The 12,117-nt window shown below is 58.4% G+C and carries 10 protein-coding genes; 3 read left to right on the forward strand and 7 right to left on the reverse strand.

Annotated elements, in window-relative coordinates; genetic code table 11:
* Nucleotides 1-581 precede the first annotated feature (581 nt).
* Nucleotides 582-1,670 (reverse strand): glycosyltransferase family 2 protein, encoded by a 1,089-nt coding sequence (locus BcanWU425_RS25150; RefSeq protein ID WP_204510868.1) that lies wholly within the window; start codon nucleotides 1,668-1,670, stop codon nucleotides 582-584.
* A 144-nt stretch (nucleotides 1,671-1,814) separates the two neighbouring features.
* Here BcanWU425_RS25150 and BcanWU425_RS25155 point away from each other — a divergent pair, with 144 nt between their 5' ends.
* Entirely contained in the window at nucleotides 1,815-2,693 is an 879-nt protein-coding gene (locus BcanWU425_RS25155) for a right-handed parallel beta-helix repeat-containing protein (RefSeq protein ID WP_204510867.1), read from the forward strand.
* 311 nt (nucleotides 2,694-3,004) lie between these two features.
* Complete coding sequence (locus BcanWU425_RS25160) at nucleotides 3,005-3,790, forward strand: FkbM family methyltransferase (RefSeq protein WP_204510866.1); 786 nt, start codon at nucleotides 3,005-3,007, stop codon at nucleotides 3,788-3,790.
* On the opposite strand, the gene BcanWU425_RS25165 is transcribed toward BcanWU425_RS25160, so the two are convergent.
* Both BcanWU425_RS25165 and BcanWU425_RS25170 read right to left on the reverse strand, forming a co-directional pair.
* Nucleotides 3,774-5,075 carry an O-antigen ligase family protein gene (locus tag BcanWU425_RS25165; protein ID WP_204510865.1) on the reverse strand — a complete coding sequence of 434 codons (1,302 nt, stop codon included), beginning with the start codon at nucleotides 5,073-5,075 and terminating at the stop codon, nucleotides 3,774-3,776. The genes BcanWU425_RS25160 and BcanWU425_RS25165 overlap by 17 nt on opposite strands.
* A gap of 100 nt (nucleotides 5,076-5,175) precedes the next feature.
* Nucleotides 5,176-6,627 (reverse strand): class I SAM-dependent methyltransferase, encoded by a 1,452-nt coding sequence (locus tag BcanWU425_RS25170; RefSeq protein WP_204510864.1) that lies wholly within the window; start codon nucleotides 6,625-6,627, stop codon nucleotides 5,176-5,178.
* 192 nt (nucleotides 6,628-6,819) lie between these two features.
* Here BcanWU425_RS25170 and BcanWU425_RS25175 point away from each other — a divergent pair, with 192 nt between their 5' ends.
* Complete coding sequence (locus BcanWU425_RS25175) at nucleotides 6,820-8,154, forward strand: glycosyltransferase family 4 protein (protein ID WP_204510863.1); 1,335 nt, start codon at nucleotides 6,820-6,822, stop codon at nucleotides 8,152-8,154.
* A gap of 25 nt (nucleotides 8,155-8,179) precedes the next feature.
* On the opposite strand, the gene BcanWU425_RS25180 is transcribed toward BcanWU425_RS25175, so the two are convergent.
* The 4 genes from BcanWU425_RS25180 to BcanWU425_RS25195 form a co-directional block, all read right to left on the reverse strand.
* The gene (locus tag BcanWU425_RS25180) at nucleotides 8,180-9,376 is read right to left on the reverse strand and encodes a DegT/DnrJ/EryC1/StrS family aminotransferase (protein WP_204510862.1); all 1,197 of its coding nucleotides are present in this window, start codon (nucleotides 9,374-9,376) and stop codon (nucleotides 8,180-8,182) included.
* On the reverse strand, nucleotides 9,316-10,317 hold the full coding sequence (locus BcanWU425_RS25185; RefSeq protein ID WP_204510861.1) for an NAD-dependent epimerase/dehydratase family protein: 1,002 nt from the start codon (nucleotides 10,315-10,317) through the stop codon (nucleotides 9,316-9,318). The genes BcanWU425_RS25180 and BcanWU425_RS25185 overlap by 61 nt, the downstream gene beginning before the upstream one ends.
* The gene (locus BcanWU425_RS25190; RefSeq protein ID WP_204510860.1) at nucleotides 10,314-11,489 is read right to left on the reverse strand and encodes a DegT/DnrJ/EryC1/StrS family aminotransferase; all 1,176 of its coding nucleotides are present in this window, start codon (nucleotides 11,487-11,489) and stop codon (nucleotides 10,314-10,316) included. The genes BcanWU425_RS25185 and BcanWU425_RS25190 overlap by 4 nt, the downstream gene beginning before the upstream one ends.
* 93 nt (nucleotides 11,490-11,582) lie before the next feature.
* Nucleotides 11,583-12,104 carry an acyltransferase gene (locus BcanWU425_RS25195; protein WP_204510859.1) on the reverse strand — a complete coding sequence of 174 codons (522 nt, stop codon included), beginning with the start codon at nucleotides 12,102-12,104 and terminating at the stop codon, nucleotides 11,583-11,585.
* Between the last annotated feature and the right edge of the window lie 13 nt (nucleotides 12,105-12,117).

Here is a 12,117-nt window from a genome sequence, read left to right on the forward strand (position 1 = left end):
CCGGCCATCCAGTTGTTGTCGTCGCCAAATCAAAGTCTCCTGTGTGATTCAGTTTAATTGCCCTCGAACAATGCGACATGCAAAATCCGAAGCCTTCACCCCCATGCGCTCAGGCGTGGTAGGTCCCATTCGCCGAAACGTAATGGCTGATCCGGCGCGGCTTTTTTTGGACGAGACGACGGCCTCGCCGAGGTCATTTTTCTGCAATGAGCGCCCGATTTGATTATTAGCGTTTTAAGCCTCTAATATTCCGTCGATTTAAATAGGCATCAACCCAAAAACTCTCGGGACACAACAGATGCGAGCTAGCACTTCGCATGCGGAGCTCTAAAGTCTTAATCGGACGTGCATTTTAAGTTCAACCCAGTTCGTCCGGCACGATCAAAAGCGTGCTTTTGATTTTATCGACAGGCGACATCCGTGTCGCTGAAGACTGTGAGCTCAATCCTCGAAATTGCGACGGTACATTTAACACCATCGTTTGTTCGTCTATACTTGTGTATGCAGATCACAAGCTCCGTTTGCGCGCGCACTCTCGGCTTTCGACTGAGACCGAGCGCGCAAACCACAACTAGGCGCCGTTATCGATGCCAAGCCGGCCGCCCTGTCTCTCCGCAAAGACCGGCGAATAGGCCTTCCAAGGTCGCAACGGAGTTACGAGGTGCACCGTGCATTAAGAAGCGAAGCGCGTAAAGCAACGAAAGGACGATGCGGATCGGCAGTGTCCACGGGCGGTGTTTCCGGACAAAATGGATCGCATTTCGATGCTCCAGATAGACAGACAGCTTCGATAGTCCACGCAGCGTGCCGGACGATCCAGTCGTCGTTCCGCCCCGATGCGCCACGATCGAATCGCTCGCGTAGCCCAAACCGAGTTTCTTTGCTCGCGCGCCCCACTCTAGATCCTCGAAGAAAAGGAAGTAGCTGTCTTCCATGAAGCCGATCTGTTCGACACATTGGCGTGTTGCGTATGTCGACGCGCCGGATGGAGCGTCGAGACCCTCCTCGATTGCAAACAGATCGAACGGATCTCCGATCCTGTCATGCAACCCGACCGCCGTGCCTCTCGCCGCGAGCGTCTGCCAGTGGAGCCCTCCCCGAAAGCGGATTAGGTCCTCGCTTCCAGATTCCAGGATGGTGCTCCCGACCATGGCCTTTCGGCCTTTCTCCGCCCGCTCGATCAGGGCCGCAAGCGCATTCGGCCTCGGCTCGGCATCCGGATTAAGTATCCATATTCCCTTCCACCCGGCAATCAACGTCAGAGGCTTGAGCCACGCGTTGATCCCTCCCGCGTAGCCAAGATTTTCTTCAGCGCAACCTACCCAAACATTCGAAGCCCGATTCTTGAATTGCAGCCGTCGCACCTCCGTGAAGGAAGCCGCCCGATCTACACGTCCGTCCACACGTCCGTCCGCAGGATCACATTCTGCGAGTAAACACGACGGACAATTCAGCCGCTCGACGAGTTCGCGGTAGGCCTCTCGTCCGCCATTCTCGCAGATGAACACGTCAAAGGCTGCTTCACATTCCATGCGGGAAAGAGCTGCCAGGCAAGTTAGAATGTCCTCAGAATTGCGGAAGCCAACTATCAAGATGGCGATATCGAACCGGCATCTGGGGCTGACGACGCCGGGGCGTCCGTCGCGCGTCGACCGCAATGAATCGCACATGAATGCCTCTAGTCCTTGATTGACCGCGCCCAAGCGCGGAACTACGCTGGTTTGCGAAAACTGTCCGCCGATGCTTCCATGGAACGCCGATCGGCTATTCCCCGATCTCGAGGGTCGTGCGGACGTGGGGCGGAGGATTTGGCCATGGCGCTGGTCTCGCGACGTTCCTTCCTCATGATGATCGCCGCGATCGATGCTCAAAGAGCTCAACGCGATCAAGTCCGCCCTCCCTGGGAAGACGTGGGCCATCGCGTCTTTTCCGAGAGAGCGACGCTCGCCGCCGACTCGCGCAATGCTGCTCTGAAATATCCGGACGAAACCAGCACGGGCGTTATGGAGACGACGAACCTGCCTCCCTCAGGCCCGGTCACCACGACCGGTGACGGACAGCTTATTCGCGGGCTCGATATTTCAGGAGCAGTCCAGATCAACCATAGCGCGGTCACGCTCGAGCACTGCAGGATTACGGCTGCAGTTCTCGCCGTCGTCAATGTGGCGGAGAATTTGAGTGTGCCGCCAATCATCCAGGACTGCGAGATCGACGGGCTCGGCGTGAAAGGCGCTGAGGGTTCGAACGGCATCAATGGATACGGAACGATCCGTCGGTGTAATATCCATGGCGTTGAAAATGGCATTAATGTCACGGCCCCTCTCCTGTTCGAAGACAACTATGTGCATGATCTTGTCGCTCCTGGATCGCCACACTACGACGGGGTGCAGATCGATGGCGGACACGACATCAACGTCCGTCACAACACGATTATTAACAGCCACGCCCAGACGTCGGCGATCATGATCGACAACTGGTTCAACGCGATCTCCAACGTCGTCGTCGACAATAACCGGCTGATCGGTGGCGGCTTTACCGTCTATTCGGACGCTCAGTTCAGCGGCGGCTCGATTACCGGCGTATCCTTCACGAACAATCGAATGGGCAAAGGGCGTTGGGGCTACGCAACATTCCGCAAGAATAGGCCGGTCTGGCGTGGCAATGTGGACGATGTAACCGGGCGCGCGATCTGACATAAGGACCGCAACCACTAACCAGAATGCTGCATTGCAAGATCGCGCGGTCGGCGGAAGGATGCAAGCCGAGGTGCATGTATATCCATAGCGACACCTCCTGACCGGTGCGCGCCGGCCAAGATCCTCGAGGAATAGGAGAAACCCCTTGTTCATCAGTCCGACGCCCTTGGGCGGTGCGCATAATTCTTGCGTCACGTGACTATTTATTAGATATAATCTATTCGAGAGATATTTAATCGCAACTGAAATTAAATATCACTGTAGGTTTTAACTCCCCCAGCCGGTCATCGTAGGGGTCGTGAACAAGCATGGCGATTGAGCTGAAGCCCGCGAGTACCAAGGCGTTTGCACGCTTCCTTTACGCCCACATTCCGGGTGCGGCGCCGCTTAGATTCGCCGTCAAAGATCTCGTCGCCCGCTACGTCTCGAAACCCGAGTTCGGCGGTGTTTCCCGGTTGGGCCACCGTGGCGGGCTGGTCATTGACGTGGGCGCCAACCGCGGACAAAGTATCGCTGCTTTCAGGCGACTGCGACCAGATTGCGATATTGTTGCCTTCGAACCGGAGCCCGGTTCGGCCGCGCGCCTGATCTCGCGATATCAGGACGACCGCAGGGTCACGATTCACGACTACGCGCTGGGACAGCACATGGGCGAGCTGACCTTCTTTATCCCGCGATATGGAAGATGGGATTGCGACGGCATGGCCGCGATAAGCCGGGACGAAGCCACGCAATGGCTACGCGACCGCGGCCGCATGTTTCGCTTCGATGAGACTAGGCTAACGGTCGCGGAGCATACAGTGAAATGCAGGACCCTTGACTCCTTCCGTATGTTCCCGATGCTGATCAAGCTTCACGCGCAGGGTGCCGAACTCGAAATCCTGAAGGGCGCTCAGGAGACCCTGCACCAATGCGCGCCCGCACTGATGTGTGCTTACCCGATACGTGAACTGATCGATTTCTTGAGGCGGTTCGGCTACGATCCTTATTTCGATGATCGCGGTGATTTTGCACAGGGTCTGGCCGGGCCAGACACTACCTTCACGTGGTTCCTATCCAAAACCCACTTGAGGATCTCTAGGGCCCTCGGGTAGCATAACATCGGTAATAAAGGCTTTCGTGAAGCGAGGCCTTTATGCCAATGGCTAGTCCCCAGAAAATCCACATATAGTTCCAGAAGTGGACGGTGATGCCGCTGAATGAGAATAACAGGACGACGATTGTGAACGCGAAGTTCATCCGCTCTTGAAAATCATCAGATTTCACCTGAACGTGTCTCGTGACAGGCCAGACCGCCGTCAAATTCGTCGCGAGCAACAACATCGTCGCCGGAATGCCGAAACGGAGCGCCTCAACAAGCCAAACGCAATCGACAGTCGAGTCCAGGATGTTTTCATCAAACAGCTCGAACGAGAACCCCGTCAGCGGGCTCTGCGCGATTCGGTAAAACGCCGCATCCCAGATCAGAATGCGATAGTAACCCGTCTCAGGGTCCAGAGTGAGATGCGAGATTAACCAGCCGATTGGGTGTTGCGCGACCGTCATGAGGGCGCCGATCGCGACGGCAAGAACTGTCCAGAAGATTGCCCATCGACCCGGAAGCCGCCGCATGAGGTGGTCGTACGAATAGGCTGCCACCCCCAAAAAATAAGCCATCAGCGCGGCCGAGGACTGCGAGAGAATGCATCCCAGTAGGCAGACCAGCGAGAGCAGGAGCTTTCGACCCGTCCGTTCCGATAGCAGGATTATCGGGTTGACGAGCGCACAGAAGACGCCGAACAGGATTGGATGATCAAGGGTGGAAGTCGCGCGGATCGAACCGCCTCGAGTTACCGAACCCAGGGGCGAAGTACCGAAGATCGCCGCCGCAGCTTCGTGCGCGATCCAGCGTCCGGTCATATATTCGGCCACCCCGACAAGGACAACCGCAACCGTCAGGATCTTCAAAGCCCGCACGAAGGTGTCGAGCGCAGCCGGAGAGGAAAAATAGCCCCTGGCGACGACATAGCTGAAGAGAAATTGCAGACTCTCCGCTGCAGGCGAGGATAAGGCCGCAAAACCCGCAGTTGATGCTGCGGCCAGAAGCATCCAGGCAGCGGTCAGGAAGGCAAGAAGATCGCAAGTCACCGCATGCCGCCCGCGCCGAGTAAGAAGCACGAGCGCGGGCCCGACCAATACCGTCACGGCCAAACGCCCTGCGGTAAACTTTGCGCCCGCGATCGAGACCTGCGCTTCCCAGGCCGGAATGATCAAGCCGGCGAGGACGAACCAAGCGGCGAACTGGTGCCGCCGGCCAGCCAAAGCCTCGCGCGGTGATGTAAGATCTGAGGCCTTCCAGTCCTGGGATGTCGCGGTGCTGATCGCCTCGAGTCCTGCCAATCGCGTTCGGTTCAAGTTGGGACGCCTCCGCGAGACAGGGTGGATGCTGCAAACAGCGTTGCCCTTTGCTCTCGCCAGCAGGCGCGCTGCTGCCTCTGGTTCACTGGCCTCTCCTGGCGATACAGATCAGGTCCGAAGAGAGAGCGAGCTTTGCAATGGCGGGTGCAATATCATAGAATACCGCAGCGCGCCGGTGGGGCACCCCCACGGTTCGCACGGTGCTCAAACCGGCCTTCCTGCACCATTTCTCGACGCTGCCGCTGTAGCTGAAATGAGCGCACGCGGCCTGAAACGTTCGGGGCACCTGGATGCGGCAGTCGCGCAATTGTCTCCAAATCGTGGGCAAACCCGCCATGTTTGGACTCTGAATGATGATCGGAGCGTCCCGTGTGAGCAGATCGCCGAACGCCGACAGAACGTCAACTGGCTTGGGAACGAGATGAAGTACGTTCAGCATGAGGATGCAGTCGAACCGGCGGCCGTCAAGGCAGGCTCGTGCCACCCTGAAATCGCCTTCAATGATGTCGACACCGTTTTCCGCGGCGCCACGACAGATGGCCGGATCCAGGGGAATTGCCGTTACAGAGATGCCCTTCTGGACTAGCCAAGTTTCGGTAGCTCCCGAACCACAACCGATTGAAAGCACGCTGCGTGATGTAACGGGAATCAGTTGCACAACCTGCTGCACCAGAGGTTCGTAGTAATCTTTCGAATAAACCCCACGCGGCAGCTTGGTTTCGCTCGCGAGGAGCGACTGAGGAGGGCAGGCCCGTTGGGCGATCTGCAGCAAGGCCTCCACCTGCCTGTCAAACTCCTCCGCCGTGGTTCCAACCTTTCCCACGTATTTGTTGGACATGTGGTGGACGGTGAATTCCTCCAGATGCGATACTGGGATTAATTTTTTGAGCCCGCACTGTGTATAAGGATCGGTCGCTGCCGTACAAGGCAGGTCATACTTCCCATCGTAAGGCAGGACATCGAAGCGACCCGAATTCAGCGCGTTGCGCAGCTGTTCGCGGGTTAGCACAAAGCAGGCGGCGTGCTCATTGGTAAAGTGCGCCAGAACGTGATCGCCTCGACGCCGCACCGAAGACGTATCCCAATGGAAATAAGCGTGAACATCCGGGTAACTTCGTTTGCCATCGTCCCCGATTTCAACCCGTATGAAACCCGCGATCTCGTTATCAGGCAGCAACGGCGTCACGTTGAGCCACGCGCGCACGTTCCGCTCGCTGATCAAAATGTCGTCTTCCGAGTAGATGAAGAGATCGTATTGGTCGCGGCGCTCCGCGAACAGCTTCTTATGGGCAAAGGGCAGCGACCACGGATCGCTGGTGGGCAGGCCAACAAGACACTCCGTTTCGAACGCAGTGCTCTTGTCGATGTTCGACAGCATCACGACGTCAACCGCGAATGCCATCGACCTGTATTCCTTGATGATCTGCTCAAGATAGCGATCGTTCGAGCTCCCGTAGCTCGCGATAGCTACCAGCACGCGAGGGTGTGCGGAATTGACCCGGCGCGCCACGTCCACCACGACATGCTCGTTCATTGTGTGCGACAATCCCAATCCACGAGCTCTGCGGCCCGCAATCGTAGAAAGATCACCACAAGATAAATTATTTGCATTTCAGTGTCGATATTATATTGATTTAAATTAAATATTATTCCAGCATTTGATTACGGTGCTCGTGACGGCCGCTGGTCCGCTAGCCTGTGCAGCACTTTGGAGGCTTCTGCCCGCATGAAGGTGCTGATCTATCCGCATTCCATGGAACTGGGAGGATCGCAACTCAATGCCCTGCAGCTCGCCGAGGGCGTTCGAGACCTCGGTCATGACGTGATCGTGGCGTCGGAAACCGGCCCCCTTTTGGACAAGGTAAGAGAGGCAGGGCTTAGACACATCGGAATTCCACGGCATCGAGCCCGCCCCTCGCCGCGGGTCGGTCAGATGCTGCGCAGCATTGTAAAGGACGGCGCGATAGACGTGGTGCACGGCCATGAATGGCCACCTATCGTCGAGGCTTTTCTGAGCGTTGGTCTGTCGACGCGGGCTGCTGTGGTGGGGACGGTCATGTCCATGTCCGTACCCTCCTTCCTTCCGCGCGCCATTCCTCTGACCGTAGGTACAGAGATGATCCTTCGCGCGGCGGTCGTAGCAGGACACCGGGAGGTTACCCTGCTAGAGCCTCCGGTCGATACGATATCCGATCATCCCCTGGTCGACGGCACCAGTTTTCGCGTTGCTCAAGGTATCGGACCTGACCAGGTCGTCATCGCGATGGTCTGTCGGCTGGTGCCGAACTTGAAATTGGAGGGTCTGCTATCGGCGTGCGATGCCGTTGGCGAGATGGCGCTCGAAGGTCGGCCAGTGCGGCTGCTGATTATAGGCGACGGACCCGCGCGCCCCACGGTTGAAGAGCGCGCTGCCCGGACCAACTACCTGGTCGGCCGGAATGCCGTAGTACTGGTGGGCGAGATGTCCGATCCGCGCCCCGGCTATGCAGCCGCGGATATTATTATCGGCCAAGGCGGTTCGGCGCTGCGTGGGATGGCTTTTGGGAAACCGCTGGTGGTCGTTGGCGAGGACGGATTCAGTGAGCTGTTGACGCCCGAGAGTGCGCCGACCTTCCTGCGACAAGGCTGGTACGGATTGGGCAACGGCTCGCGCGGCGCCGGCGCAGATGCCCTTCGATCGGCTCTCGAGACCGCTCTCGCCTCTGCATCGCTCCGTTACGAGCTTGGGAAGTTCGGCCGACGGCTGGTGGAGCACCGCTTCAGCCTCGTGCACGCCGCGAAAACGATAGAGCAAACCTATCTGCACGCGGTGCGCACCAAGATGTCAACCGGAAGACGATTGACAGATGCCGGTCGATGCGTCGTCAGCCTAGCCAGCTACAAGGTCCAACGGAAATACCAGCGTTGGATGGGTCTGGCTTCCGCCGAAGACGACAACGATCGAGCCCGAATCTCGGCGGTGCTGTCTGCCACCCACCCGGCAACGAAAGCGATCGGTCCGCGATCAGACAGGAGCGTGCCGAATCCGGCTGCTGGGATATCCCGGCAGCCCGATTCCTGACTCACCGTGAATCGGGGCTGCAAATTCAGCGGGCGAGCTCATCCTTCAGCGCATTCGCGATACGCTCCTGATCCGCATCCTGCATCTGCGCGTAAAGCGGAAGCAGGATCGCGTGATCCTGAGCGAGCTCAGATTGTCGCAGATCGTGGCCCGGATTCGCGCCGGCATAGGGCAGCTCCCGATGCGAGCACATGATGCCCCGACGGGTGGCGATTCCCTGGTCTAGCAGCGATTGCATCGTCGCCCTCTGCTCGATGCGATCAGGCAAGCGTACACAGTAGCTCTGCCAGTTGGATCGCGCCCACCCCGGCTCCAAAGGTAACCGCAGCCCCTCTATATTCCCAAGCAGTTCGGCGTAACGGAATGCCAGCCTGCGCCGCCGCGCGATCAGCTGCGGAAGCCGCTCGAGCTGTTTGCGCCCGATCGCAGCCTGCATATCCGTCATTCGACAATTGTAACCGAGAAGGACGTACTCCTCGAAAATGACGCGCTGCGACCCGTGACGCACAATATCCGGAACGCTCATGCCGTGTTGCCGCAACAGCCTGAACTTGCGATCAAGCTCGGCGTCAGCGGTGGTGAGCATTCCGCCCTCGCCTGTCGTGATTACCTTTCGCGGATGAAAGGAAAAGCAGGCAATGTCTCCATGCGGCTTGCCGATCGGCTCCCATTCGCCGTTCATCCGGATCTGCGATCCGGCGGCACAGGCCGCGTCCTCAATCACCACGATGCCGTGGCGTCGCGCCACCGCGATGAGCGCTGCCATATCACACGGCATGCCCATCTGATGGACCGCGATGATCGCACGCGTGCGCTCGGTGATGGCTTCGGCCAGCCGAGCGCAATCCAAATTGTAGGTCTCCGGGTCGATATCGATGAAAACCGGAGTGGCGCCCTGGTATCGGATGACGTTCGCCGTCGCAATGAAGGAGTGGCTAACCGTGATCACCTCGTCGCCGGTGCCGATACCCAACGCTGCCAAAGCAAGCTGAAGTGCGGTCGTACAATTGGCGACGGCACAGGCGTGCGGCGCGCCAACAAGTGCGGCGAACTCACCCTCAAACGCGGCCACCTCCGGGCCTTGCGACACCCAGCCCGACAGCACGACCGCGCGCGCAGCATCGGCTTCTTCATCCGCAAGCAGCGGCGCCGCGATCGGAATCACGATGCCGCCGCCTGCCGCTGGGAGCCGGAAGCAAGTTCGCGTTCGGATCGCCACCATTTCACGAGCTCGGCGAGCCCCTGTTCCAGCGAAACCGTGGTGCGGAACCCCAGCAAACGCTCTGCTTTGCCGGTTGATGCCAGCCGTCGAGGCACCGGATTAACGGAGCGTTCCGGCGCGAATTCGGGTGCCAGGCCGCGGCGTCCCATCACGGAGGCAAGCACCGTAGCCAGCTCCGTCAGGCTGGTTTCCGTGCCGCTCCCGACGTTGAACACCTCATCAGTGATCTTTGCCCTGGCCGCAAGGATATTGGCACGCGCGATGTCGCGGACGTGGACGAAATCCATGGTTTGATGACCGTCACCAAAAATGATCGGAGGTAATCCGGCTTCCAGCCGCTCCATCCAGCGGATCAAGACCTCGGTATACCGGCCGTGGATGTCCATCCGCCCGCCGTAGACGTTGAAATATCGAAGTGCGACGTAGTCGATCCCGTACGCATCGTTGAAGGTACGCAGCAAAGCCTCATTAAAGGCCTTAGCGGCTCCATAGAGAGTTCGGTTGTTGTACGCATTCTGGCGCTCGGTGGTGGGAAATTCCTCTGCCATGCCGTATACGGATGCCGACGACGCCGCGATGATCTTCTCAACATCGTGCTTGATGCACAACTCCAGCAGGTCGTAGGTGGCGTCCACCATGACCTCCTTGGCAAGGCGTGGTTCGGCCGCACAATGAGTGATTCGGAGCGCCGCCTGGTGAAATACAATATCAGCAGCCTTGAGCAACGCCTCCATCAGCTTGCGATCGCGTATGTCGCCATGAACCACTCTCACCGGGCCACGTCCGAGCGCGCGCCCGAGATTTTCCGGCCGGCCTCTTATCATGTTGTCGATGGCAACGATCTCGATGCAGCCCTCATCGCAGAGCAGATCAATGATGTGGGAGCCGATGAAACCTGCGCCGCCGGTGACCAGAACGCGTTTTCCCTTGAGATCAATCAAGACGCTCTCCTGTTGTGGAACCTTGTCACGAGACTCTCTGGATGCTCTGCTCGGTCGCTTGTCACTTCGCTGGGCCGCAGTGCCGCGTTCCTGAGTGTGGAGGCAACCTCGACCACCTGTTCCGGCAGCAACTCTGGATAAATGGGAAGAGAGAGGAAATCGTTCGCCAACATCTCGGTGACGGGAAGATCACCGGCACGATAACCGAGTTCTGCATAGGCAGTCTGCAGATGCACCGGAACGGGATAGTGGATCCCGGCGCCGATACCGGCTTCACGCAATAGCGTCAGCGCTTCGTCGCGCCACGGCAATCTGACCGCATAGACGTGATACACGTGACGGGCGTACGGGGGCGGCTGGGGACGCGGGCATAAAAGATCAGACAGCAGTGCATTGTATCGCTCAGCGAGCGAACGACGAGCTTCCGTCCAGCGCTCAATGTAGTTCAGCTTGACGTTCAGTATCGCGCTCTGAATTTCGTCCATGCGATAGTTGTATCCGGGAATGACGTGATTGTATTTCGTCTCCTGTCCCCAATCCCGCAGCAATGACACGCGGCGTGCCAATTCAGCCCGATCGGTTACGACGGCCCCGCCCTCGCCAAAGGCTCCAAGATTCTTGCCGGGGTAAAAGCTGAAGCATCCCAGATCGCCAATCGAGCCCGCGCGACGTCCGCGGTATTCCGCGCCATGCGCCTGCGCGGCGTCCTCGATGACTACCAGACCGTGACGACGCGCGATCTCCATAATGGAGTCCATGTCGGCCATCTGCCCGTGGAGATGAACCGGCAGGATCGCCTTCGTTCGCGGTGTTATCGCAGCCTCGATCGAACCGGGATGCATCGTCCATGTTACCGGGTCAACGTCGACAAACACCGGTCTGGCTCCGCTGTAGAGGATCGCTGCGGTTGTCGCGACGAAGGTCATGGATACCGTGATGACTTCGTCACCGGTTCCGACGCCCGCCGCCAGCAAGGCAAGATGAAGTGCCGAGGTTCCGCTGTTCACCGCGCGGCAATGGGCGGTCCGGCAATATTCCGCGAAGCGACCCTCAAACGCAGTGACCTCTGGGCCGAGCACAAAGTGCCCGCTGCCGACGACTCTCGCGACCGCCGCATCGATTTCCGGCTTGATCTGGCTATATTGGGCTTTCAGATCCAGGAAGGGTATCAAGATTCAAGTCCTCTATTGGACCAACATTATAATACATTTAACCCGCATTATTATATTTAATCAATCTTTAAATCTTACCGTTTATGTGGGAATTTAAAATGGTTTACGAAGCGCCTTTGCTGAGCCGCGATCGCCCAAGACCGCCGTTTCAGCCGCAGACAATACCCGAGCGGGCACTCCCGCGACGACAGCCCCAGGCGGAACGTCTCTCGTCACCACCGCACCCGCACCTATGGAGGCCCCCTCTCCAATCGTCACTCCGCACAGAATCGTGGAGTTCGAGCCGATCGAAGCTCCCCTACCGACGCGAGTGCGCTGCAGCGTCCAGTCCGACGCTTGCTGAGGACGACCATCCGCCGTCGTTGCCTTCGGGTGTTTGTCGTTCGTGAACATTACGCCATGACCGACGAACACTTCATCCTCGATCGTGACTCCCTCGCAGATGAAGCTGTGCGACGATATCTTGCAACGTGCACCGACCTTCGCCCCCGCCTGGATTTCGACGAAGGTTCCGATCCTGCTCTCGTCACCAATGGCGCAACCATACAGGTTCACCAGGTCTGGATGCAGGATACGGACATTGCGACCGAGCACGACGTCTTGCGCAATAGGCATCTTCGATCTCCAA

The sequence above is a fragment of the Bradyrhizobium sp. WU425 genome (assembly GCF_021052305.1).
GTDB lineage: Bacteria > Pseudomonadota > Alphaproteobacteria > Rhizobiales > Xanthobacteraceae > Bradyrhizobium > Bradyrhizobium canariense_D.